Origin of the sequence: Paenibacillus sp. FSL R10-2778 (assembly GCF_038593035.1) — a bacterium.
Classification (GTDB): domain Bacteria; phylum Bacillota; class Bacilli; order Paenibacillales; family Paenibacillaceae; genus Paenibacillus_AQ; species Paenibacillus_AQ odorifer.
Genome location: NZ_CP151956.1, coordinates 1,841,117 through 1,867,265, shown reverse-complemented (window position 1 = coordinate 1,867,265; position 26,149 = coordinate 1,841,117). Strand labels below are relative to the sequence as shown.

Below are 26,149 nucleotides of genomic sequence, written 5' to 3'. Positions count from 1 at the left end.
TCTAGCTTAATAGATCCTTGACACTGCCCATTACTTTTCCAATTCGATCTGTAATCAGCAGATCCGCCTGATCATCATAAGGTGTGGGATCTCCATTCAGCAGCACCGTACGTTTGCCCCGGAAATAAGTCACCAGACTGGCCGCAGGCTGAACCGTTAGCGAGGTTCCACCAATAATAAGCATATCTGCAGAGGCAATCGCTGCGACAGAGCCCATAAGCACGGAGTGATCCAATTCTTCTTCATATAAAACCACATCCGGCTTGATAATTCCGCCACATTCCGGGCAGCGAGGAACGACCTCAGTCATTTCCAGCAGTTGATCCAGCCCGTAATACCGTGAGCAGTCCATACAATAGTTGCGATGGATCGAACCATGCAGCTCAAGGACACTACGGCTGCCCGCCTGCTGGTGCAGGCCGTCAATATTTTGCGTAATCACCGCTTTCAGCTTCCCCTGCTGTTCCAACTCCGCTAGTAGCTGATGCGCACCATTCGGACGGGCCTCTGGATGAATCATTTTACTGCGGTAAAAATCAAAAAAAATGTCCGGTGAGGACATAAAAAAAGTGCGGCTCAGCATCACTTCAGGTGGATAAGGTGAATTGTGCTGAGTTTGATATAATCCAGCTGCGGAGCGGAAATCAGGAATTCCACTCTCTGTAGACGTACCCGCCCCTCCGAAAAAAACGATATTGTCACTTTCTTTGATCCAAGAAGCAAGTGTCTGCAATTGATCCATGCTAAGTAGCACATCCTTTCCTTTTATTAGCTGATCAGTAAGTGATCCGAAGCTCATTGAAACCGGAAATGATTACATCGGCATCTATAAGGTGCTCCCCCTCACCACTGGCGCAAATCCCAATTGCGAGGCGAAGCCCTGCACCTTTACCTAATTGCATATCGGCATTACTGTCCCCAATAATAATCGTCTCTTCAGGCGAAAGCCCTAACTCCCGGCAGGCCAATTCAGCCATTTCAGGAGCTGGTTTTCCGTTTTTTACTCTGTCCCTAGTAACTACAGAATCAAAATAGCCTGCCACATTAAGCCATTCCAAATGCTCTCCGGTGGTCTTTGCCCCGTCGGAGGTAACCACGCCAAGCTTAAGCGATGCCGCAGAGCATTGCTCCAAAAAAGAATGAAGTCCCGCTAAAGGCTGTGCCATACGGCGTCGGCGTAATTCATACATCGCGTTTTTAGTTATGCTTTTCACACGGGTCAGCGCTTCATTCCAAGGAACTCCTGCTGCATATAGCTGCCATGCGAGTACACCGTAACTTTCTTCTTCTGTAGCCATGGTAAGCGGCCCCGCCGGGTCGTACCCTATTAACTTCCCTTGCGGATCATGTTGCGTACCCAGCACCTTGCTGCGCTCTACAATAAATCCCGCTCCCATGATCGCGAGTTGATCTTCCAGTCCACGCAGCACAAGCTCCGCCCAATTCCCCCAGGTGGCTAATAGATCGAGTAACGTCCCGTCTTTATCAAACAATATTCCGGAGCAGGGAACGCATTCATCGTTAATGTGTAATACTGGCATGAATTGTTTCCTCCCTCTGTTGAATGACCCGTAACTACCTCAGATTTCCCAGCCAATCCAACAGGGCACTTACTGTGCGACTCTGCTGTTCTTCCTCGGATATTGTGGCTTCGCCGTCCCCCTTCTGAGGCCCGTAGCTGCCAAATTGCGCATGATTCCCACCTATAATTGAACTATAAACTGTATTATCTGGCAGATAGGAGCGCCCTTTGTTGTAGCTGTCTCTGTCAATCACTTGATCCTCAGTACCCACAACCGACAACACTGACAAAGTAGTCTCTCGCAGACTTCCCTTTTCATCTGGATAAGAGGCTAAGAAAAATACACCTTCCAGCTGGTCCGTATGCTCAATTGCGTAACGCGAGGCCATGACACCCCCAAGTGAATGTCCACCCAGCACAAAAGATTGCTTCGGATGCACACGAATAATCTCTTCTGCGGCATCCCCCTTCGTTACGGCTAAATTAAACGGCATTTTGGCGATGTAGAAGGGATGCCCTGCAGCAGCGACGCTCTTCGCAAGAGGGGAATAGGCTTCCGGTTTAACCAAAGCCCCAGGATAAAATATAATCGAGGCGCCTTTAGTAATGGAAGGTTCGAACGAAATCCAATTATCATTCTGTTCGACGGTAACTCCACCACTTGAAATCAGTGCAGTTTCGGCTTCTTGAGCCGGTGCATATGGCGTTAAATACTTCCATATCAGCAACCCGGCTACCACTAAAATAATCAATACAAAAATAGCGACGCGACGCTTAGTTATTCTTCTCTTCAACATGTTCCACTCCCAGATGTTAATGCATATAAAAATTATAGTGGAATCCCTCTATTCTAACAACCTTCAACACATCGCCACATTTCGCACACATGATAACGCTTTCTATTGTGACTTAATTCACAATTAAATCAAAGAAAATCTAGTATTTTAAAATTAAATTAATTTGCATACAGCATAATTTGGAGGCTAAATCATGGTAGGGGAAAACTCGCTGGAAACGCGCGGAGAAACCTTTTTTCTCAACCTGCGTTTTATGCTTATTATCACTGTTTTTGCCGGTAATGCAATTGAACCTCTGATTAACAAAATGAGCGGAATACACGGATTATATATGTGGATTTTCAGCTTTCACATGCCGCTGTTCGTACTGGTGACCGGCTATTTCGCCAGAAAAAGCCTTGCCGGAACTACCGGCCGCAAAATGCTGCTGCAAATTGGATTGCAATACCTCATTTTTCAAAGCTTATATTCCGCACTCGACGTTTCCCTCTTTCATGTAAGCAACATCCAGCATTCCATTTTCGCACCCTATCTGCTCCTATGGTTTCTGGCCAGTCATGCCTGCTGGCGCCTCCTGATGCTCGGTATGAGCAGATGGTCCATAACCGCTAAGCTCCTCTTCGCTGTAACAGCGGGGGTGGCTGTCGGATATCTCCAGCTGGACGGTGTATGGTTTAGCATCAGCCGTACCTTTGTATATTTGCCTTTTTTCATTATCGGCTATCATTTCTCCTTCGAAACCTTCGTCAAGCTCTATCAGAAATATATCAAAATCTTTGCAGCAGCCGCCTCCATTCTACTCCTTGCCGTCATGGTCGCATGGGGGGCAGGATTTCCCTTTGGCTGGTTATATGGCAGCATGACCTATATGCAGCTCGATGCCAATGTATGGTATGCAGGCGTATACCGTCTGGGACTGTACGGACTACAAATTGTCGCTTCACTCGCTTTCCTCGGCCTCGTACCTTACGGAGCGAGCCGCATGACCGACTGGGGGCGCCGCACGTTGTATGTTTTCCTGCTTCATGGTTTTATCGTTCGTCTGGCTGCCGTTTCCGGGATTTACACCTATATTGGCAATGCTGCTGGGGCAGTAGTCCTGCTGCTCACCGCCGTATTATTCACCGTATTGCTGGCTCAGCCGTCCGTTAAACGGCTCTTTCACCCGCTGGTTGAGCCGTCCGTTGACTGGATGATCACCCTTCAGCGTGCCGCCTTACGGCGCACACTCTAGCTTTACATCCAGAACAAACAAAGCAAGGCGGTTCCTTGGATACGAAGATTCGTTTCCGAGGAACCGCCTTGCTTTGTTCATCTCCTAAGCTAAAGTTCTACTTCATCCTGATCCATGGTATATTTTACCTTCATCATAATATGTTGTTCATAATCGCCAAACTGGCGCCCGAACAGGTTAAGTCCGCCTTGATGAACTGCATCAGGGTTGATTCCAATACGCAGCCGCAATTTGGGGCTCCGGTTAATCAGAAGATCATTTAAGGAAACATTCGACACCTTCTCCATATCAAGTGTCGTCTTTTCATGGTCAACACGCCAGGTCTTGAGAAACCCGTATTGTGTAGATCCATCCCACCACCAGTTCGGATTCAGCTTGCCCCGCCGGTCACCGAAATCACCGGGACTGGTCCACATGCCGATCTCCGATCCATTCACCCATACAGAGATGTTCGAAGGCCAGTTCTGGTCATAATTCGGAGCTTCCGAACAGATCTCCATGGATAATTCCAGCGATTCAATTTGTGCTCCGGAGGGGATATCCATAGGCAGCAAATATTCCAGAAATCCTTTGCGGAGCCAGATCAGCTGAGCGTTGACATGTTTAGGGTGATAAAAGCTCGACGGTTCATCTTCTTTGATAATAAGACCCTCGCTATTAGCCATTCCGCAAGTAGGAGATACCTCACAGTCGCTATAATGGCCGATCGGCATCTCTACTTCATAGACATGAGTTAATCCCTTTGACATCGGTTCTTTCAAATTCAAGGCAATATGAAGATCATCATAATTCCGGCTGCAAACTTTCATTGCCCCGCGTGAAGCCGGAAGCAATTCTGTATGAATTAACTCTGCTGCTTCTAATACTTTAATATTGCTTGCTACCGTCGACACTGGAAGCTTCAGCCTCTCAGCGATTTCAATAATATTTAAGTTTTTGGAGTTTAAGAGCCGAAGAATATCAACCCTAGAACGAGTTGATAAAGCATGCGTTACTGTGACTAATTTTTCCGGGTCGTTTAAGCTAAGTTCCAGCACAAATCAGCTCTCCTTGTATCCTAATAATTATCCTAATCTTACTTCTTAATGAGATGAAAAACAATTACACCTACAAGCCCTTTCACCTAGAAATGACCTCCGGAAAACCGGAAGCCATTTCATATGTCTCTTAGGTTTGTTCGATTCACAATGGCTTAATATCAATGAAATCAATTTCTCCGTAACCTTCGCCTTTGGTAAAACGAAGCTTGTTCATGCCTGCTTTCAGTTGAACCCGGGCTGTGGACAGCCCCCAATTCTCCCACCCTTTATTGGTGATATAGAATGGGCTGGAAGGTCCTGCATTGACACTAAGCTGAAAATTCGACCAATTCCCGCCAGCCGTTCCATTCGCCGTTCGAGCCAAAAGAATATACTCGCCTGCGGCTGCCGCATCAACCGAAAATTCTACGTAACTGTCCGGCGTATCAATATGACCCGCCTTAAGCCCACCCGAGCCCTTGGGACTCGAAGAGGCATAGGCATCGCCGCCAAATGTCCCTTTTTCCGCTTCGTAGCGGGCATGCATGGTTTCACCCGAAGGCAAAGTTATCGGAAGATTAGGGTCAACGGGAATACCCAGATTAGGTGTATGATCAGCATTCCAGCTGAATTTCTGCATCCGCACCTCGCGGTTCCAGCCAGCGTTGTTGTATTTGGCGACATGGTACATGATCCAATCCTCTTGGCCGTCAGGAGACTTAGTAAACGAATGGTGTCCAGGTCCGTAAAGTCCATTGCCTGAGGAAAAGATAGGCTGATTGCTTTTATTCCATGATGCCGGATTCAACAGATCACTGGAGATGTCTGCGGTGATCAGTCCCAGACAATAATCATTAGTCCAGCTTCCGCTTGCCGAGTAGACCAAACTAATGACTTCTCCATTTATAATCACCTGCGGTCCTTCATTCACATTTGGGGAATGATTCGTTTCCCAGCTATACGTTGGTCTTGAAATCTCTACGCGTTCGGAATCAATGGTCCAGGGATTACTCATATGCGCGATATAGAGATTCTGCCGCACATTAACATTCCCCTCCCAGCCGGACCAGATAAAATACAGCTCGCCGTTCACTTGCAGCACAGTACCGTCTATAGCCCACTTATTGCTTGAATCTGTGATCTGGCCTTTGTACTGCCAAGTTCCCTGCATCGGGTCTGCCGCTGTGTTCTCCATTACATGCATGCGGTGGTTTACGTTATCTCCGTCGTCCATCGCATAGTAGATATACCAAGCTCCGTTTATATAATGTAGCTCAGGCGCCCAGATGCCGCTACCGCCCGTGTTGACAACTTTAGTAGGCGCTGCATCAATAGTGGTCAACTGGGCTGACTTCCAGAGGGTAACATTGCCACCTGTTGTTTTGGTGAAATAATAGAAGCCATCTGTATGTTTATACACCCATGGGTCCGCCCCGTCCTGCATAACCACGTTGTAAAAGTCATTATGATCAGAGACTGCAAGGGTCACCTTCCCCATTGGAAGAATAAGAAGAACACTTAAGGCGACCAGACATTTTTGCCGGAAATTCACTTTCATAATCTATCACATTCCTTTCGAATGAATAGTTACGTAGCGCCTCTAATCTTCAATTGCAGCCTTACGCGCATTGATGCCGCGGATACGCTCGGGGTCGAACTTCGGCTGTCTGTCATAAGTGTACAGTCCATTGACTTCCTGTTCCACATCGTACAGCTGGGTATAGCAGAATCCAAACATCAGCGGATGATCTAATAAAACATTCGTCAACCCCTCGTAGCGTTCGATAAACATTTGCTCTGAGGTCGGTCTGTCCCCATACCCCCATGATTTTTCATCTTTCTGCTGCGGGTTCCACCAAATTCCGCCATACTCGCTGATGAAGTAAGGTTGACCTTCATACGTTTGGCGATCCGGGAAGGTATTGAATACTTCTCCGCCACTTTTCATCGGTTCATATCTGTCCCGGAACGTCTGCGGATTCTGGTCATAGTCATGAAGATCGAAGATATCTGTAGCCACATGGAAGTTGCCGCTTGTATCAATTACTGGACGTGTTGGATCCATACGTTTTGTTACGTTGTAAACAATCTGGAGCACGGGGTTATGCTGTTTCGCACCGTCCCGGTCCCAGGTCTCATTAAAAGGGCACCAGCCGATCAGCGCGGGATGATTGAAATCACGCTGCATACCTTCGAGCCATTCCGGCAGGAAGTGAGTCAGGCTATCCGCTCCAGTAATATTCAACCCCCAATTGGCATGCTCTCCCCAGACAAGATAACCTAATTGGTCAGCCCAATAAAGATAACGCGGCTCAAAGATCTTCTCGTGAAGCCTCGCGCCATTGAAGCCAAGCCCTATTGAGATTTCGATGTCTCTGCGCAGATCTTCATCAGTAGGAGCGGTATAGATTCCCTCCGGATAAAAACCTTGATCCAGAACTAACCGCTGAAATACGGATTTCCCATTGATCCGGAATGCCATCCCATCCAGTCGTACCGTGCGGAGTCCAAAATAGGAATGGACCACGTCACTCTCCCGTCCCTGACTATGCAAGGACAACTTCAGGTCATACAATCTGGCGTTTCCAACTTCCCACAAGTGAATCTCTGATAGTGGAATCGTAAGTTTTATAGAGGGTCCGGAAACGATCACACTGCTGTCCCCAACCGGTTTGCCGCCATAAAGAGCAGTGGCCCTAAGCGTGTCCCCCGCTGCGTTCCCTTGTACCTTCATTTCGAGGTGCACACAGCCATTGTCGGGATCAGCGACAACTTTCAGATTAGACAGATAGGTTTCAGGGACTTGCTCAAGCCATACCGTCTGCCAGATTCCTGTAGTGCGTGTATAATCACAGCCGTGCGAATGGAACTGTTCACTCTGCTTGCCCCGTGGCTGTCGTCCCGATCGAACGTCGTCTTCAGCATAGACAGTAATCACATTACTGCCCGCTAAAAGATTAGAAGTAATATCAAAGCTAAACGGAGTATATCCTCCGCGGTGCGTACCTACGGATACGCCGTTCACCCAGACCTCCGCCATATAATCAACGGCACCAAAATGAAGGATAACTCTGCCATTTGTCCAGCTCTCCGGCACGGTAAACTCCCTTTTATACCATACAGCAGCCATAAAATCTTTATATTCTACACCGGACAGCTTGCTTTCCGGACAGAAGGGCACAGTAATTGTCCCTGAGAGATTATGTTCGTTAACAGGGTATCCGCGTTCCTTCCCACTTTTGCCATGATCAATTTCGAATTGCCACTGGCCGTTCAGATTGATCCACTCTGGTCGAATAAAGTCAGGGCGGGGATATTCAGGACGCGGAAGCGTTGCTTGTTGTGTCATGGTGTAACTCCTTTTAGTAAATGTTATTTATTGGATATGCATCATAATGTTGCGGATCGCTTCAAGCGGAGCTTTGGGCTGTCTATCATAGGTGAGCAGTCCGTTGATTTCCTGCTCGACATCCGTCAGCTGGGTATAGCAATACCCTTGGATCACCGGGGAAGTGAACATCGGGTCAACCACAGCCTTGAGCTTCATCAGGAAATCCTCTTCATTCTCTGCCCCAGAATAACCCCAGCCCTCCCACTCACTTTTCTTGAAGGCAATTCCACCAAACTCGGATACGAGAATCGGCTGGCCTTGATACGAAGCTCCACCGACAAATATTTTGCGGTTGGCCGGCATCGCATTTACAGAAGATTCTGCCGTGGCATATCTCTCCTCCAGCACTGCCTGATGGCTCTCATAGTCATGAATAGTCACCAAATCTGTAGTCATATGCTCCCACCCATCGTTATACACAACAGGTCTCATCTCATCCAAGGATTTCGTTAAATGATACATAGCCAATCCGTGCTGCTGCTGGCGTGTATCAATCTGGACATTGGGAACACCCCAGCTCTCATTAAGCGGAACCCAGGTCACGATACAAGGATGGTTATAGTCGCGCTCGATGATCTCCTGCCATTCCTTCGTGAAGCGGCGGACATACTCCTCGGAATATTCGTAAGCATTGGCTGCCTCACTCCATACCAGCAGGCCGAGCTTATCACACCAATACAGGAACCGGGGATCTTCTGTCTTCTGATGTTTTCTCACCCCGTTAAAGCCCATTTCTTTCGTCAGCTGGGTATCACGTTTCAGCTCTTCGTCTGTAGGTGCGGTTAGTATCCCGTCAGGGAAGTACCCCTGATCCAGCACCAGTCTCTGGAAATATGGGCGGTTATTCAAGCATAGCTTGCCATTTTCAATCGACACCTTGCGCATGCCGAAATAACTCGCCACTTCGTCAATTACTTCCTCATTCCGAAGCAATTGAAATTGAATATCATACAAATTCGGATGCTCAGGGCTCCATAAACGTCCAAGACCATGATCCGCAAAATCACCCAAGCCGATAGTGCGCAGCTGCTCAGCATTCATGACCATATATTGATCTTCCGCAATCACTTCACCGTCATACGATACCGTTATGCGCAGCTTGAGCGGATCAGCAGACTTAAATCCTTGCAGAAAGGTCCGAAGCCGGATTTCATTGCGGTCAATATCTGGTGTCATCATGGTTTTACTCAGATGCACTGCAGACAGCGGTTCAAGCCAGACACTCTGCCAGATTCCGGTTGTGCGGGTATAAAAGATGGCAGCAGACTGCTCCAGCCAATATTGCTTGCCCCGCGGCAAGGTGACATCGCGGCTGAAATCCTCTGCGCGCAGTATGATGGTATTCCTTCCTTTGAGCAGCGAAGGAGTGATATCGATCTGAAATGGTGTATGTCCGCCTTCATGCACGGCCACCAGCTGACCATTCACCCAGACTTTTGCCAAATAATCAACGGCGCCGAAATGGAGTACAATCCGCTTCCCGTTCCAACCCTCAGGAACTTCAAAAGTTCTTCTATACCACACAACATCATGAAATGAAGGATCTTCAATCCCGCTCAGCTTGCTCTGAAACGCAAAGGGCACTTGAATAACCCGTGAAAATAAACCCTTTGTGTCCGTCCGATACCATTGTTCTTCCTCACCGACATCTTCATCATCAAACGTAAAATCCCATTCTCCATTTAGGTTAAGCCAATCCTTACGGGCAAATTGGGGTCTTGGATATTCCGGACGTGGAACGGATGTGCTGCTTGCTTCTGTCAACATGGTGTACTTCACTCCTATTAAATAATTTCTATATAAGATGAACTTGATTTTTTGCCCGCTATCCTTTAATCGAACCTACGTAAACACCTTTAACAAAATATTTTTGCAAGAAAGGATATACCATTAATATAGGAAGCGTAGAAACGACGATCGCACAATACTTAACCAGCTCGCGGAAAGCCGTCTGGCTCTGGGCACTATCGATGACTACCCCGCCTGCACTGCCGATCGAGGTTGCGGTTGCATCATTAGCTACTAATATTTCCTTCATTAATAGCTGCAGTGGGAACAGCTGTCTGTCCTTCAACAACACCATCGCATTAAACCATGAGTTCCAGTTCCCCACTAAATAGTATAAAAAGATTACGGCCAGCGTAGCTTTGGACAGCGGAAGAATCACATTCGTTAAAATATGGGCCTGACTTGCCCCGTCAATGGTAGCCGCTTCCTCCAATTCCTGCGGAATGGCTTGAAAGCTAGTTCGTAGGATAATAATGTTCCATGTGCTTAAAGCACTTGGCAAAATCATGGCCCACAAATTATTGTACAGACCAATATCCTTCATTAATAAGAACCAAGGAATCAACCCGCCGCCAAAAAACATGGTGATTGTAATCAGGATCATGATGAAATTTTTGAAATACAATCCTCGTCTGGATAATACATAAGCTCCCAGAATGGTCATGATCATGTTGACTAATGTGCCTAATCCTACATATATAATCGTGTTTTTATAGCCGTTGATCAGACTGTTATCTTTAAATACCAGCTTATAGCCATCCAAAGTGAATCCCAGCGGTTTCAGCAAAATCCCTTTATGAGCAATCAACATGCCGGGGTCGCTGACGGAGGCAAACAGGATGTGCAGGATCGGATAAAAACACACCAAGGTTAATGCGGTCAGCAGAGTATAAAGTGTGCCGTCAAACACTCTGTCGCCGATGGATTTATGTTTTCGTCTTTTTTTCGCTTTACGCTGCAAATTATCTTTCATAGCTGTCCCTCTTTCTTACCATAAGCTGACCTCGGACCTGCGTTTGGCTATTGTATTGGTCATCCAGAGCAGCCCGAAGTTAACGATTGAGCTGACCAAGCCCACAGCCGTGGAATAACTAAGACTGGCTTCTCTTAAACCGCGACGATACACGTAAGAGGCAATAACATCCGCCGTATCATAGATCAGAGGATTGTACAGCAGGATAATCTTCTCGTACCCGGACGACATCAACCCGCCGATGGCAAAAATAAACAGAATGATGATAACTGGGCTGATCTGCGGCAGCGTAATATGCCACATTTTTTTAATCCGTCCCACTCCGTCAATTTCAGCAGCTTCATATAATGAAGTATCGATGGAACTCATCGCCGCAAGGTAGATGATGCTATCCCAGCCGATGCTCTGCCAAATGCCGGAGAAGGTATAAATCGGCCGGAAGAACGAAGAATAGCCGAGCAGTGAAGAGTACTCATTTCCGGTAATAAATTGCAGGATTTGCGTGATAATCCCTTCATCTGCGGCAAAGATATGAATGATCCCGCATACCACCACCAGGGAAATAAAGTGCGGCATATAGGTGATCGTTTGGACCACTTTTTTAAACTTAACCCCACGGATTTCGTTCAGCATCAAGGACAGAATAATCGGGGCTGTAAATCCAAAGGCAATCCCCCAAATATTGAGGAGAAGGGTGTTTTTAACGACCCGCCAGAAATAAGGCCCTTGGAAAAAATCAATAAAGTGCTTAAACCCTACCCACTCGCTCTGGCCAAACCCCAGCAGGGGTTTAAAATCCTTGAAGGCGATCATAACCCCCCACATCGGCCCGTAGCAGAAAATCAGGAACCACGCTACAACAGGGACAGCCAACAGATAGACAAACCAGTTCTTTTTCAAATCCTTCTTAATCACTAACTTGGTATTTTTAGGTTTGGCGTCCTGAGGAATGGGCTTTATCGCTCTGTTTTTTTGTAATATTTCCATAAAACAACCACCTATCGTTTGTTATATCGATCTAAGGCTGCCTGATGGATACTCAAAAACTCTTCCAGTCCCATACTCTGAGCTTCTTTCAAAAATTTATCATAGGCATCTACCGGCAGGTCTCCCATTATGATTTTTGCAAAATACTCTCCGCGCAGTGTCGACAGCTGGTTTCCAAGCTCGGCTTCCCGCGAAGCTTCATCTTTGGTAAAGGAAATAGGTGGCATAGCCATACTAGTATCCATATTTTCTGTCCAATTCTTGCGAATGTCTCCCGAGTAACTTCCTTTGGCAGCGATCAGCGGGTTGGAATGATGCTCATCCCGGATATCCGGCCAGTTGTGCATCCGGTATTTCCATAAGGTTGTCGATACGGGCTGACCTTCAGGGTCTTTAAAGATATAACTGTTCTCTGGATAATAAGGCATTCCCGTCTCATCAATCAGGTGGACCGTGCCATATTCACCAAAGTTAATCAATTCCCAGCCCTTTTTACTGTAATTAAAATCAAGCCAAGCCATTGCCGCTTCTACATTTTTGCTTTGCGTGGTGATCGCAGCTTCGATACCCGCTCTTTTGAAATTTTTGTACGTGGTTGCGGACTTATCTCCTTTGTTCAGAACCGGGTTCAGTGCGCCCACAAAGTCGATACCGCTTTGCTCTTTCCAATAACTCCACATCGTATCCGGAGAGTCCATCATCATCGCGGTATCTCCCGAAATGGCGCTCGCCATTCTCTGGTTAAAGTCTGCCGTTGCCCAGTCCGGGTTCAGTAATCCTTCTTTGTTCCATTGCTGCATGGTGGTCAAATATTCCTTAGCTTTCGGCTGTGCTGGCCCCCAGGCCACTTTGCCATTCTCATCAAGGAACGTCCAATCCCATACTCCATATGCGCCATTTATGATGCCGGTAAAAATCTGGCCGTAAGTAGAGCCGTAATTAAGCGGTGCTTTGTATCCGACTTCCTTTGCTTTTGTCAGGAAGGTATGCCATTCATCAATCGTATTTGGAACTTCAAGCCCTGTTTTGTCCAGCGCTTCCTGCTTAATCAATGTTCCAAACCAAGTCCACTCTGAATATGGGGCGATGCCATAGAAGCCGAGCAGCTTGCCGTCATCTGTGACCGTGGTTTTTCTTCTTGATTCATCCGAATTGCGCCACTTCGTATAGTTCGGAGCATTTTTCTCCATCAGATCTGTCAGATCGATATAAGCGCCGTCATTTACGCCCGCTTCAAAACCTCCCGGATAACGTCCCGGCTCAATGATAATGTCAGGCAGTTCACCGGAGGAGATCATCAGCGTGAAGGCATCCGCTTCCTGGCCGATTGGCGGCGTGATGAAGTTTACTTTGATTCCCGTTAATTGCTCCACCTGCTTCTGGACAGCATGATTGTTCATATCCGGAATATTGGAATTCGCAGGCATCCATACATCCAGAACCACATCACCTTTAACAGGATAAGCTGAGTAATCATTTGGAATGACTTCATCGAAGACGTCGCCGAGGTATGTATCATTCAAGGAATGATTAACTTCGTCGATTTGCTCTTGCGTTGGGGCTGTATTGCCGCGTATGTCTGCGCTGATATCTGTAAACTCAACCGGGTCTTTGGCTGTGCTCTCGTTCTCTTTGTTGTTGGAGACACCCTTATCAACCCCATTGTTTGCACTGTTGCCACTACATGCTGTTACAGTCGAAATGATCAGTATTAACACAAATAAAAGACTAAAATAACGCTTTGCATTGTTCTTCATACTTAACCTCCCACTATAAAATATTTGCCACAACGCCTTAAGCAAATCCAAAGCTTGGAACCACGCTCCTTTTTGACCTGTAGATAACTCCCCTTGATTAATACAGTTTTTCTGTATCTCAGATCGAATTATAAGCATCCAAAATTCATATGTCAACGCTTTCATACAATAATTTTGTAATCTTATGAACTTTTCTCAAACAAATATATGGCTATGCCAACTACAAACCTATTAAAAAAGCATACTAACCATCCTGTATTTTGGCGAAAAACCCCTTATAAAGCAGGCGTTTTTCGTCAATTATTATCGACAGCGAATAAAAATATCTGCATTACATGAAAAGGCCATTCATTACAGTTTTTCTGTAATGAATGGCCTTTTCAGTCTTGATTTCCTGTTTTATTCTTATTCTCCCGACGGAACGGTCTGAGCAAGCGTATCCCTACAAGGAACCCCAAAATCTGGTGTCCCATCCACCTTCCACCCAAATTTCTGGATACGGGTCGCGCGCAAAGACACATCCGCTCCAGCGGAAGGAAGCGCATGATAGACTATCCAATCTTCCTTGCCATCAGGAGAATGTGTGAAGCTATTGTGCCCCGTGGCAAAAATCCCGTTCTCTACACTTTTGCAAAATACAGGCGACATTGATTTTTCCCATGACAGCGGTTGCAAAGGATCTGCCGCTTCGCTCATGGTGAGCATCCCTAGTGCATAATCCTCAGACCAAGTCGTACTTGCCGAATAAACCATGAAAATACGATTGTTTCGCTGCAAAATTACCGGACCTTCGTTAATCGCCATTCCACCTTGCTTCTCCCATGACAGAGTTGGAGCGGTAAGCAAGTGATGCTCCCCTTCCAAGGTCCAAGGATTACTCATTCGCATAATGTAAATAGCTGACCCATAATCAGGAAAATGACCATATCCCGCATACAGAAAATACAGCTGATCCCGCAAAGACATTACTGTTCCATCCAACCCTGGGACAGGTGTCTGCAAAGCCCCTCTCCATACCCACTGTCCTTCCAGCGGGTTCGCTGCTTCATTCTCCAGCACACAAATCCGCCGTGAATCGTCGCCTCCTCCGTCATTCGCAGTGTAGTAAATGTACCATCTGTTGTCCAAATGATGAATTTCCGGCGCCCACAGATTGTAACTGTAGCTGCCCCCCGGTTCGGGAGACCAGATCACTTTCTTGTCGCCCTCCGCAAGGCCGGTCAAGGTTCTAGATCTCGTCAGCTCCAGACATTTAGCTTTTGTGGCCATAAAGTAATAATAGCCATCGGTATGTTTGAATACCCATGGGTCTCCTGAGCTTGCTACAATTGGATTTAAAAAAGTTGTACGCTGTGACATTCCCTTTCCCTCCTTAGCTTTTCATCCCCGTAAAACGATCCACCGCGGCGATAATAATAGACAAATCCCGATTTTCCAGCACCTCCCATAAAATAATAACTCCCATCATACTCAGCTCTCCTAAAGTTGTCTAGAGTGGTAAATAGATACATCCGAACCCTGTTCCATTTTCCAAATAAAGCACTTTCCTTTCGAAAATGAGCTTTTCCTCCACTTCCCACGCTTTGCGTCAATCGACAAACTTCACATTGTCCGGTAGAAAAAACGTGCTCTTTGTGATAGACTCACTAATAACAATGACTTCTCCGTTCATTTTAGGCGGTAACTGTTTATACCAAAACAGCGGCTTTTTTTATAGAAACGGCATCGCTTTTCTTATTGAGGAAGCAGGTCCCCGTTCTTTCTATAAACCGTATATACGCAGGTCTTTGGAGTTCATTGCGTTAATGCGACACTATATTTGATTGAAATTCATTTAGGGGGGAATGTCATTATGGCAGCCAAGAAAATGCGTTCAGACATGATTAAAAAAGGCTTTGACCGTGCTCCACACCGTAGTCTCCTGAGAGCAGCCGGAGTAAAAGAAGAAGATTTCGGAAAGCCGTTTATTGCGGTCTGCAATTCCTATATTGATATTGTTCCAGGGCATGTGCATTTGCAAGAGTTCGGTAAAATCGTTAAGGAAGCGATTCGCGAAGCTGGTGGCGTTCCTTTTGAATTCAATACGATCGGCGTAGATGACGGGATTGCTATGGGACATATCGGCATGCGTTATTCACTGCCAAGCCGCGAGATCATCGCTGACGCCTTGGAAACTGTAGTTTCCGCGCATTGGTTCGATGGCATGGTCTGCATCCCTAACTGTGATAAAATTACACCGGGCATGATGATGGGCGCTCTGCGTGTTAACATCCCAACCATGTTCGTAAGCGGCGGCCCAATGAAAGCCGGCGTAGATAGTAAAGGTAAAAAGCTCTCTCTGACCTCGGTATTTGAAGGCGTTGGTGCTCACCAAGTCGGCAAAATCAACGATGCAGAGCTGCTTGAATTAGAACAATTTGGTTGTCCTACCTGTGGATCTTGTTCCGGAATGTTCACTGCCAACTCCATGAACTGCCTTGCAGAAGCACTTGGACTGGCATTGCCAGGTAACGGTACGATTCTGGCTGTTGCTGATGAGCGTAGAGAATTTGTTCGCAAATCCGCAACACAACTGATGGAATTGATTAAGCTGGATCTTAAACCAAGAGATATCGTAACTAAAGAATCCCTTGATAACGCATTTGCACTGGATATGGCAATGGGTGGTTCTACTAACACAGTGCTGCACACCCTTGCATTAGCTCAAGAAGCAGGTATCGATTATCCGCTTGAACGCATTAACGAAGTTGCAAACCGTGTTCCCTATCTGGCTAAGCTGGCTCCAGCTTCTGATATCTTTATCGAAGATGTGGACCGTGCGGGCGGCGTTAGTGCTGTATTGAATGAACTGCTGAAGAAACCAGGTGCTCTGTTCGGGGAATGTATGACCGTTACCGGCAAAACATTAGCTGAGAACGTAATCGGACACGAGATCCAAGATACTTCCGTAATTCATACTATCGACAACCCTTACTCCGAAAGAGGCGGTCTTGCCGTACTTTACGGAAACTTGGCTCCAGAGGGTTCTATCATCAAGGTTGGTGCAGTTGATGCTTCAGTAGGTGGATATCATAAAGGTCCTGCGATCTGCTTTGATTCCCAAGAAGCTGCACTGGAAGGTATCGCGAACGGTAAAGTTAAAGAAGGCCATGTAGTCGTTATCCGCTATGAAGGTCCTAAGGGCGGACCAGGAATGCCGGAAATGCTGGCGCCTACTTCACAAATCGTGGGTATGGGGCTAGGTGCTAAGGTCGGTCTGATTACAGACGGTCGTTTCTCGGGGGCTTCCCGCGGAATCAGTATCGGTCATATCTCTCCAGAGGCAGCTGAAGGCGGTCCGATCGCTTTTGTTGAGGATGGAGACATCATTGAGCTGGATCTCAACAACCGGAAGATTGAATTGCTGGTTGAAGAAGAAGTATTAGCAGTTCGTCGTACGGGTTGGAAAGAATTCGAACCTAAAGTTAAAACTGGTTACCTGGCTCGTTACTCCAAAATGGTAACCAATGCAAGTAACGGCGCAGTGCTGAAGATCTAATCCCTTTAGCAAAAAAGAATATTAAAACAAGCAAGAGCAGTCCCACCTTAGTATTTCTAATGGCGGGCTGCTCTTTTTTTAATTATCCCAATAAAAAAATGTTCCACAACCATCGCTGGATTGTAGAACATCTCTTTACATGTCCACTGTAAAATATTTATCAATAAGATCATGAATCAATTGGTTACTGTCGCACCTGGCATTTCTACATCCGCAACCGAATCATTAAGTGACAACGATTCTTCCTGTTGCGATTTGCGTTTTTTTGCAGTTTTCGGATGATGAGGCAGCTGTTGATTCATCTTTTTGAGCAGCTCTGAGACAGGCATCAGGATAAGCTTCGGCACAAGGACCTCGCTCCGTTCTTTAAGCCTTGCCCCACCTGCTGGATGAATCACACTTAACAGGATTCTTAAGTAAAATTTGGAGGAACGTGCGAATAAGCCATCCGGCAAATCACGTACGGTAAAGCCGAATTTCTCCGGTCCCCGGTTAATCATGCTGACTCCGTAAAGCGCTTTGGCTTCTGCAAGATCCACATCTTTGGCAATGATCTCAGCAAGAATGGGCAGATCCTTTTCCATTCTGCGGATCATTCGAATCGCTAGTTGAGCGGAAGAACGTGAATGAATTCCTAATTCGAACAACTGTTTATTATCGATGTGCAGCTCAATGACTTTGTCGCCTTTACGCAGCAGCTCTCCACCCTCGAGTTCAACCGGTTCGCCCTGATATTTCCGCATCCGATAATGCAGGAAAGGATCTGACGGAGTAATCGTTTGGAGATGAAAGAGAGCTTGAAATACCTGTTCCCAAGCTAACCAAAGTCCTACAAGCACCCGTTTACCAAAAGATAAGCGCCGGATAGGTGACGTCTCAGCCATCTTAATCATCTCATCAATCCGAATGCTGCGGAGTCCCCGTTTACGGGCTTCCTCCAGAGTCTGCTCAAGAGCCACAAGCATATTCCCTGGAGCATCCGCATCTGCACCCAGCGTTGTGCCGCTATCATGCAACAACATCACTTCCCCGGGATTTAGACGGGCCAGCATCTTCTCAGTGAGTTTTTCGGCGCCGAGCTTCTCACGCCAATCGCCAAACATTGCCGACCAAAGCACAATTTCAACTTGGCGTCGTTTGGAAATATCAAATAAATTGACAATACCCCAAGGTGGACGGTAATACGTACTGCGTTCGCCAATAATATTATAGATAATATCATTCGTACGTTGAATCTGCCGGCGGACGGTTGCTGGCCGCATGAGCCAGTTCGTCTTGTGAACATAATTATGAATTCCGATGAGATGTCCCTCATCATGGATACGCTGAATAAGATCAGGATAACGTTCAGCATTAGAGCCGACTACAAAAAAGGTTGCTTTTGCATCATACCTCTTCAGTAATTCCAGCAGTAATGGTGTAAATCGAGGATCAGGTCCATCATCGAAGGTCAGTGCGAATTCATTTCGCCCAGTTCCTTTACGAAAGACACGGTAACCAAAAATCCGGCTGATCATACCAGGGATAAAAGCATAAAATGATGAGATGTAAAATAACCAGAGCAGCAAAGTCTGCATATTAATTCCCCGCTTTTCCAGAGTTGACTTTGGCTCGCCTAATGTCTGCAAGCAGAACCCGTGAAACGGCCAAGTGAAGTAGAATAAAAAAACGTTACCCCCTATTTTAACACATGTATCAAAGAAATAGACGCTTTTAAAGTAAAATCATGTACAATGTAATCAACCTGGCGTATCCACTTATAAAAAAAGGGAGTTGTTTATATCTATGCTGCCGTTATACAAAAAATATTGGCGCACATTTTTTGACATCGGATTAATTGTCCTCACGGTTTATCTAATTATGTTCTCCTTTAGTAAGCTGTATCAGTTAGCTGCACCTGTATTCCTGTCTTTTTTTGTATTTTTGCTTATCGAACCCTTGGCCCGCTTCTTGAACCGCCGTGGTCTTGGTAAACCTTTTGCCTCCGCTATTTCAGTGTTGCTCTTTCTGATTGTGCTGTTAGGTACATTATTTGGTGCCGGTCTACTGATTACGTTCCAGGCCCTTCACTTCCAAGAGAACCTCCCTAAATATACATATGTGGTGCAGCAGCATTTTGTGGAGACCACGACCTACCTGCAGCAAAAAATAGATAACTTGCCACCCGATATTACGAACAAGGTCAACGGGTACTTTAAAGATGCCACGGATGTCCTAACAGGATGGCTGATCACTTTTCTAAAATACATGGCCGGTATTCTAGGCTCCTTCTCCACCTTCATGGCCAATTTCGGGATAGCCATTATTTTGGCATTTTTCCTTAGCATGGAAATCAAAGATTGGCGTAAAATCGCGCATGACAAAATGCCAAAAACTTTTAAGAACGCCTTCGCCTTTTTGCAAGGCAATGTTTTTAAAGCTATCGGTTCCTATTTAAAAGCACAACTTATTCTGATCAGCATTACTTTTGCCATAGTTCTAGTCGGCTTATTTATTCTGCGAACCGGCAACGAAATCACAATGGCATTAGTCTGCGCGGTATTTGATGTTTTGCCGCTTCTTGGCGTGACAACAATTTTAGTCCCTTGGATCATCTATTTGTTCATCGTGGGCAATACTTCACTGGCTATCGGATTAATTATCCTCCTTGCCATTGTACTAATTGTTAGGCAATTGCTTGAGCCGAAGATTACCGGGAATTCGATTGGCGTATCCTCAGCCTTCCTTATGCTGTCGTTCGTCATTCTGTCCACATCTGCTTTCGGTATGGCTGGTCTGATACTGTCGCCGATTCTGCTTATTCTGATAAAAGAACTGATTCAACAAGGGTATCTTCAGAGCTGGATCTATCTCCCGCAAGAGGAATTTATCGTTTCACCCTTTGCAGCTAACGGTCCAGCTTCCAATCAGACCAGCTCTGCGCCACCACCTGAACCTCAAGCTCCAGAGGGAACCGATGATAATAAATCCAATATCTGACCGAACAGCTTAACGGCTAGATGTGAGCTGTCCGGAGCGACGTTCTCCACCGCTACCGACACAGCATATCTGGGATGATCCAGCGGCCCATAGCCGATAAACCATTGATTGTTACGTGGCATACCTTTAACAAGGGTTTGTGCCGTACCTGATTTCCCGGCAACCGGCCATTTCGTGCTCTGCAGACTTGTGCCGGTTCCATCCGTAACTACTTTACGCATCCAGGACAGCAGCTGGCGGGCTGTAGATTCTGAGATCCTCCCGGCAGTTGAAGGGGAAAGATGACCCGGCAGATCCTCTAGCTTTTGCCCATTTGCAAAGGTTACACGCTGGAGTATTCTTGGCGCTCTCACTTCCCCGCCATGCAGTAACGTCACCACCAGGTTCGCTGCCTGAAGTGGGGTCACTTGCACATCTCGCTGCCCAATGGCCGTCTGCACTCTGGCGCCTGGATCATCCGGCAGCAAAGAAGTAAAGATCGTCCCCTTCTGCTCACCGGACAGTGGCTTAAGAACTGGAAAACCAAGTGTATTCTCCGCTTGCCAGCTAATATCTCTTCCAAGCCCCAGCGCGAGTGCTGTCGCTTGAAGCTGCGCCCCACTCAAACGTTCTGCCAGCGCAGCAAATACAGTATTACAGGACACGGCGAACCCTTGCGCCAGCGTGAGGGGACCGTGTCCTTTTCCTTTTAGACAAGACAATCCATATTTCTCATATTGCCCTGAACAATAGAAAAGCTCATCCGCTGAGGTGACCCCGGCTTCTAGTGCTGCTGCTGCTGTGACGATTTTGAAAATTGATCCAGGTACGGCAGCCTGCAACGCCCGGTTATTCCACTCTCCCCCTTCAGGGGATATCTTCTCTGGGTCGTAAAAAGGTAAAGATACCATGGCTTCAATATCTCCCGTTCCGGTGTCTAACACCACCACGGCTCCTTCCTTCATTCCAGCTTTGACAGATAACTCCTCTATTTGTTCCTGAAGCTTTTTATCAATCGTTGTATATAAAGACAGCGGATAATACGGATTGCCCGGGGCTCGCACTTGAATGGGACTGCCCGGGACACGTTGCCCGCGCGCATCAACCTGAGCATATGCCTCAGTATGCCCTACACCTCGAAGCAACGGCTCCAGGGTTTTTTCTAACCCGTCCGTTCCTTTCATCGGAATTCTCAGCCCCGATGGGGAAGCCTTCCCACCAGTGTTTGGGACCTCTTCCGATAAATATCCAAGCCACTGCCGACCAGTTGCTTTCCCATCATATCTGCGAGCAAAAGGAAGCACGCCTACGCCGTCGATCCCCAATGCACTCACTTCTTCTGCTTGTGCGGATGTAAGTGCGAGCGGTCCTTTTCCCACTGAGGATGGCCAAAGCAATGGTTCTTTAAGGGAAGAGCGCTTGTTTAGCAATTGCTCATAACTCACTCCAAGGATAGCTGCCAACCGGTGCATGGACTCAGCTTCTTCGTATACGACCTGCGTCACGGTATTCCTAGCCTTCGCCTCTTGAGGAAAAAACGCAGCCGTCCAAATGGTTTCCCCGGCAAGGGGTTCACTCTTTCGGTCATACAGACGCCCCCGCCCAGAGTCCAATACAGTTTCCCGTTCGCTTTGAATTTCTGCCATCTTTGCAAGTGTATATTTCGTTCCAGGGACCGTCTGTTCCTTCATAAACAGTTGAATCCACGCCAGCCTAAGGACCAACACGGCTACAACTGAACATAAAATAATCAGTCCGCCGAGTATACGTCTGTGGACATTATTGTGCAATCCCATTCCTCCTGACTGACGTTCATAGCCTTTATTATGTCCCACCCGCTGGATTATTTACACTCATGCTTAGTTAGCTAATTTATAGCCTTTTGAATAGCACAAAGACCAGTCCCAAATAATTGGAGACTGGTCTTTGTTTTAAAATTATTTACTTAGGTTATGCAAAGTTACAAATTAAACTTGGACAGTTTTTCTTGCAACTGCCGGGACGCATGCTCAAGCTGCTCAGACAGCTCTACTAAATGATCACTCACACTTTGTTGCTCCCCGCTAAGCGAAGCCACTTCTTGAGAAGCTGCTGATGATTCTTCTGCAATGGAGCTGATATTGCCCATCGAATTTGACAGTACCTTCTGGGATTGGCTCAAGCTATCCATCGATAAAGCAACAGATTCCAAGCGTGTAATAAAATGACGCATCTGATCCTGTACAGATACGAAGATATCGCTAGTGCTCTCCACTGAAGTAACCTGCTGATTAAAAAGAGGGGCTACTTCCGAGAGAACACCTACGGTCTCGTTCATATCCTTCATAATGGTGTCTGTTATATTAGCCACCACAGCAATGGATTCTTTGGACTGATCTGCAAGCTGGCGTATTTCATCGGCCACTACCATAAACCCCCGGCCGGACTCCCCTGCCCTTGCCGCTTCTATCGTTGCATTTAGAGACAAAATATTCGTCTGCTGTGTAATATTCTGCATAACATCAAGCACCTTCATCACTGATGATGTGGTGTCTTGCAGTTCATTCACTTTCAACACGAGCTTATTCGTCATGTCACCCGTCTTATTGGTCTTGCCAAGCAGCTCTTTTAACTCATTAAAACCTTCTTCACTAAGCACGCCGATATTATGTGCGGTATGATCCATCTCATGCGTAGCTGAGTTCACTTTGTTCATTTGCACCGAAATTTGCCCCGTAAGCTCGTTACCCTGGTCCGCCTCCAAAGCTAGGCTGCCTGAACCTCCGGCAATTTCTTCTGTCGCTGCGGCAATCTCTTTGGCTGCCATCGCTGTCTTACGCGATACTCTACTAAGTTCATCGGCAGTTTCCATTACCTTCCTCGCGGTTTCATTAGTATGGATTACCAGTTCTGTGATCCGTTCCATCATCCTATTAAAGGAACCCGATAACTGACCAATTTCATCTCGTGAGGTAATATCCGTACGTACTCCAAGATTTCCATCTGCCCCTTGAGACATTAGATCCTTAAGTCGGGTCAAGGGCTTAGATACCATTCTGTACATCCAGTAACCAATTAGAATGGCGACAATAGCAGCCACCGCAACAATAATATATGTAGTTTTTAGAATACGAAGTGCGTCTTTCGTAAGATTCTCAGCCGGAACAACACCAAGCAATCTCCAGCTGGAGCTTTCCATCGTCCCGTACACAGCCAGAATGGATTTTCCTTTCTCATCCTTCGTTGGCAATGATCCAGCCTCATGCTCCAAACCATGAAGAAGAGTCCCTCCCAGACTGAGATAAGTATCTGTTCCCACTTGCTGGGACGATGCGATCAATTCATCCTTATCCGTCAGCAATTGCATGTAAGAGCTGGGTCCGAGATCAATTTTACGAAGCTGATTTTCTAATTCACTAATTCTAATATCACAGATAATTATGTATCCCGGGCTTTGTGTATCCCCAGCTATCGATTGTGCCAAATGAAACATACCCGAAGTATTTCCGGCTTGCCCCTGTTCTGATCGGGGAATCCACAATGTTTGTGGTTGCTCCTCAAGCTGCTTGAACCATGAGGACTCTCTGAATTCTTTGATAAAAGCGCTGTCTTTTGATCCCGCTGACGAAGTAGGGACTTCCTGATTCATCGGGATGAGGTATACAGCTTCTACCCCCTTTGATGCGGTCAGCCAGGCATTTAGCTCGGCGCTAATCTGGTTGGACTGCAAATTACGTTCCTCATTACTTGTAGTGGGATTATTCCCTTGTTTGAGTGCATCCTGAATCTCATTGTTGTAAAGAATTCTTCCTAGGCCATCCTCATAACGCAATAATTCAACATCAAACTTCTCTGCAGCTTGGACGACTGTCTGTTGATTGGCTGACAGCGCGTTATTCTCGATCGTTTGCTCAGCTACGGAATAGGAAATGTAGCCAAGTGAGAGAACGAGCACCATTGTTGAGATGAAGAAGATGAGAAAAAGCCGCACCCCAATCGATTTGGCAGGGTGCAGCTGGAAATGCGCCTTTTCTTTTTTTACTTGCGACTTCATCAATTGTTCACCACCGTTGTCTTCAGTTATGCCTGCTGGCTTATCTCTTACAAGGTCATGAACAATTCCAACGCCCGATCGGCAAGATATGGTAAATACTCATGACCGTACTCATAATAAACCATAAGCTCTTTGGACGCTAGTATTTTATTGTATGCGGCAAATTGAGTTGAAGGTGGACAAATCGTATCGGATAACCCGGTAACCCACAGTACTTTAGCCTGTATTCTTTCGGCAAGATTCTGAATATCGATATAACCGAGCCTATTAAAAATCTCATCCTCACGCAAATGATGAGGATCAAAAAAACGGAAATAATAGTTGATCTCCTCATAAGCTGAGGTGGTAATATCCAGCTCCCAAGCACGTTTATAATCTGAAAGGAAGGGATATACAGGCAGGGCTATTTTTATGCGAGGCTCTAATGCTGCACAAGCCACTGTCAGCGCTCCACCTTGAGATAGTCCAAAGGCACCTACACGTTCAGGATCAACTTCATCCATAGACATCAGAACTCTGGCGGTTTGTGCCGTATCCAAAAACACATTGCGATAATAAAGATTATCAGGATTAGGATCATCCATCCCTCGAATGATATGTCCGCGTATCGTAGTCCCTTTTACGGTAAGGTTATCTTCGGAGAGGCCACCCTGGCCGCGACAATCCATCGCCAGGACGCTAATCCCGTGAGCAGCATAAGCCACCTTCTCCATCCAATCCCCGCTGTCACAGGAGTATCCATGGAACATCACTACACCGGGACCTTTTTTATGTACGCTGTTCTTCGGTCTTACATATTTGCAATGGATTCTTGCACCGCCAACTCCGGTAAAATACAAATGAAAACATTCCGCAAGTTCACTGACAAACTCCGCTGGTTCCAGTTCATAATCCAGCGGCTGTGCATCCAGATCACGCAATGCCCGCTCCCAAAATTGCTCGAAATCATCCGGTTTTGGACTACTTCCGTTATATTCCTTTAACTGTGACAAATTCATGTCGCTTCCCAAAATATTGTTCCTCCTTAAGTTATGTAACGATATTGTTCGCCTGCTGTTTGTAACCGCGAAGTTCGTTACAGTTACTATGCTAGATAGAAACGGAAAACCCAATATGGGTTTTCCGTTGATGTATGGATAGTTGCGATGGGATAGTTGCGATGGCAAAGTTGCGATGGAGTGGGATGCAATAGTTGCGTTTTCTGCGACTGGATAGTTTAGTCGCAGCTCCGAGGCTGGATAGTTGCACTTTGTGCAGCTATTACAGTTGAATATGTGTGTTTCCCCTCCTAGTTGCACTTTGTACAACTAAAAAACGGTAAAAGGAGCTTTTGGTGGTTACTTCGCTGATATAGTTGCACGAAGTGCAATTATATCGCTTAGCACCTTAGGTATAGTTAGTTTAAGTGCACATAGTGCAACTATTTACGTCAGAGCCATAGAGTGACCAAGCCATAGAGTAACTAAGCAACAGAGTAGCAGAAAAGCCAACAGAGCCACATTCACCACTCACTCGCTGCTTGCCTATTACCTCCACAACTAATCATATTCCACGTACCACTACCTTCTTATTACCTCTACAACCACTCACATTCCACTTGCACGCTACCTTCCTATTGCCGTCACAACACCCACTCACATTCCACGTACCTACTACCTTCTTATTACCTCTACAACCACTCACATTCCACTTATCCGCTATCTTCTTATTGCCTTCACAACACCCACTCACATTCCACGTACCTACTACCTTCTTATTACCTCTACAACCACTCACATTCCACTTATCCGCTATCTTCTTATTGCCTTCACAACACCCACATTTCCATTTTGCCTATTAACTTCTTTATAATCGGCACAGTAACAGTTTGCGACTGGATAGTTGCACTTTGTGCAGCTATTACAGCTGAAATATATTTGTTTCTAATCTTAGTTGCACTTTGTACAACTAAAAAACGGCAAAAGGATCTTTTGGTGGTTACTTCGCTGATATAGTTGCACGAAGTGCAACTATATCGCCTAGTGACCAAAGAAATGTTAGTTTAAATGCACAAAGTGCAACTATTTACGTCAGAGCCATAGAGTGACCAAACCACAGAGTGACTAAACAACAGAGTGATCAGAATCGCCAACAGAGCCGAATTTCCCCCTCA

At 46.3% G+C, this 26,149-nt stretch carries 18 protein-coding genes; 3 read left to right on the top strand and 15 right to left on the bottom strand.

The window, feature by feature from the left end:
• Position 1: 1 nt before the first annotated feature.
• The 3 genes from NST40_RS08035 to NST40_RS08025 are packed head-to-tail and all read right to left on the bottom strand — an operon-like array spanning position 2 to position 2,319.
• Entirely contained in the window at positions 2–742 is a 741-nt protein-coding gene (locus tag NST40_RS08035) for an NAD-dependent protein deacylase (protein WP_076126354.1), read from the bottom strand.
• A gap of 34 nt (positions 743–776) precedes the next feature.
• On the bottom strand, positions 777–1,541 hold the full coding sequence (locus NST40_RS08030; RefSeq protein WP_076277074.1) for an HAD-IA family hydrolase: 765 nt from the start codon (positions 1,539–1,541) through the stop codon (positions 777–779).
• Positions 1,542–1,575: 34 nt separating this feature from the next.
• A complete protein-coding gene (locus tag NST40_RS08025; protein WP_076126350.1) occupies positions 1,576–2,319 on the bottom strand; it encodes an alpha/beta hydrolase in 744 nt (247 codons plus the stop codon).
• A gap of 193 nt (positions 2,320–2,512) precedes the next feature.
• On the opposite strand from NST40_RS08025, the gene NST40_RS08020 reads away from it, so the two are divergent.
• Entirely contained in the window at positions 2,513–3,553 is a 1,041-nt protein-coding gene (locus NST40_RS08020) for a fucose 4-O-acetylase (RefSeq protein ID WP_341001585.1), read from the top strand.
• An 89-nt stretch (positions 3,554–3,642) separates the two neighbouring features.
• Here the strand turns inward: NST40_RS08020 and NST40_RS08015 are convergent, their stop codons facing one another.
• From NST40_RS08015 to NST40_RS07980, 8 genes are all read right to left on the bottom strand, one after another.
• Positions 3,643–4,590, bottom strand: coding sequence for an ArsR family transcriptional regulator (locus tag NST40_RS08015; RefSeq protein ID WP_076126345.1), 948 nt, complete (start codon positions 4,588–4,590; stop codon positions 3,643–3,645).
• Positions 4,591–4,735: 145 nt separating this feature from the next.
• A complete protein-coding gene (locus NST40_RS08010) occupies positions 4,736–6,130 on the bottom strand; it encodes a family 43 glycosylhydrolase (RefSeq protein ID WP_076277075.1) in 1,395 nt (464 codons plus the stop codon).
• Between the two features lie 42 nt (positions 6,131–6,172).
• The gene (locus tag NST40_RS08005) at positions 6,173–7,921 is read right to left on the bottom strand and encodes a sugar-binding domain-containing protein (protein WP_076277076.1); all 1,749 of its coding nucleotides are present in this window, start codon (positions 7,919–7,921) and stop codon (positions 6,173–6,175) included.
• A 27-nt stretch (positions 7,922–7,948) separates the two neighbouring features.
• Positions 7,949–9,730 (bottom strand): glycoside hydrolase family 2, encoded by a 1,782-nt coding sequence (locus NST40_RS08000; protein WP_076219286.1) that lies wholly within the window; start codon positions 9,728–9,730, stop codon positions 7,949–7,951.
• Positions 9,731–9,788: 58 nt separating this feature from the next.
• On the bottom strand, positions 9,789–10,724 hold the full coding sequence (locus NST40_RS07995) for a carbohydrate ABC transporter permease (protein WP_076126337.1): 936 nt from the start codon (positions 10,722–10,724) through the stop codon (positions 9,789–9,791).
• Between the two features lie 15 nt (positions 10,725–10,739).
• Positions 10,740–11,711: an ABC transporter permease subunit gene (locus NST40_RS07990; RefSeq protein ID WP_076277077.1), complete on the bottom strand. Its 972-nt coding sequence runs from the start codon at positions 11,709–11,711 to the stop codon at positions 10,740–10,742.
• An 11-nt stretch (positions 11,712–11,722) separates the two neighbouring features.
• Complete coding sequence (locus tag NST40_RS07985; protein WP_076277078.1) at positions 11,723–13,468, bottom strand: extracellular solute-binding protein; 1,746 nt, start codon at positions 13,466–13,468, stop codon at positions 11,723–11,725.
• A gap of 405 nt (positions 13,469–13,873) precedes the next feature.
• Positions 13,874–14,827: a glycoside hydrolase family 43 protein gene (locus tag NST40_RS07980; protein WP_076184706.1), complete on the bottom strand. Its 954-nt coding sequence runs from the start codon at positions 14,825–14,827 to the stop codon at positions 13,874–13,876.
• A 493-nt stretch (positions 14,828–15,320) separates the two neighbouring features.
• Here NST40_RS07980 and ilvD point away from each other — a divergent pair, with 493 nt between their 5' ends.
• A complete protein-coding gene (ilvD, locus tag NST40_RS07975) occupies positions 15,321–17,006 on the top strand; it encodes a dihydroxy-acid dehydratase (protein WP_076134060.1) in 1,686 nt (561 codons plus the stop codon).
• Between the two features lie 176 nt (positions 17,007–17,182).
• Here the strand turns inward: ilvD and NST40_RS07970 are convergent, their stop codons facing one another.
• A complete protein-coding gene (locus NST40_RS07970) occupies positions 17,183–18,583 on the bottom strand; it encodes a polysaccharide deacetylase family protein (protein ID WP_076192865.1) in 1,401 nt (466 codons plus the stop codon).
• A 208-nt stretch (positions 18,584–18,791) separates the two neighbouring features.
• Here NST40_RS07970 and NST40_RS07965 point away from each other — a divergent pair, with 208 nt between their 5' ends.
• Positions 18,792–19,985: an AI-2E family transporter gene (locus NST40_RS07965; protein ID WP_076219288.1), complete on the top strand. Its 1,194-nt coding sequence runs from the start codon at positions 18,792–18,794 to the stop codon at positions 19,983–19,985.
• Here NST40_RS07965 and NST40_RS07960 read toward each other — a convergent pair.
• The 3 genes from NST40_RS07960 to NST40_RS07950 all read right to left on the bottom strand — a co-directional run bounded on the left by NST40_RS07960 (position 19,943) and on the right by NST40_RS07950 (position 25,007).
• On the bottom strand, positions 19,943–21,760 hold the full coding sequence (locus NST40_RS07960) for a penicillin-binding protein 2 (RefSeq protein ID WP_342410581.1): 1,818 nt from the start codon (positions 21,758–21,760) through the stop codon (positions 19,943–19,945). The genes NST40_RS07965 and NST40_RS07960 overlap by 43 nt on opposite strands.
• 164 nt (positions 21,761–21,924) lie before the next feature.
• Positions 21,925–23,997 (bottom strand): methyl-accepting chemotaxis protein, encoded by a 2,073-nt coding sequence (locus NST40_RS07955; protein WP_081398233.1) that lies wholly within the window; start codon positions 23,995–23,997, stop codon positions 21,925–21,927.
• Between the two features lie 47 nt (positions 23,998–24,044).
• Positions 24,045–25,007 carry an alpha/beta fold hydrolase gene (locus tag NST40_RS07950; RefSeq protein WP_143761917.1) on the bottom strand — a complete coding sequence of 321 codons (963 nt, stop codon included), beginning with the start codon at positions 25,005–25,007 and terminating at the stop codon, positions 24,045–24,047.
• Positions 25,008–26,149 lie beyond the last annotated feature (1,142 nt).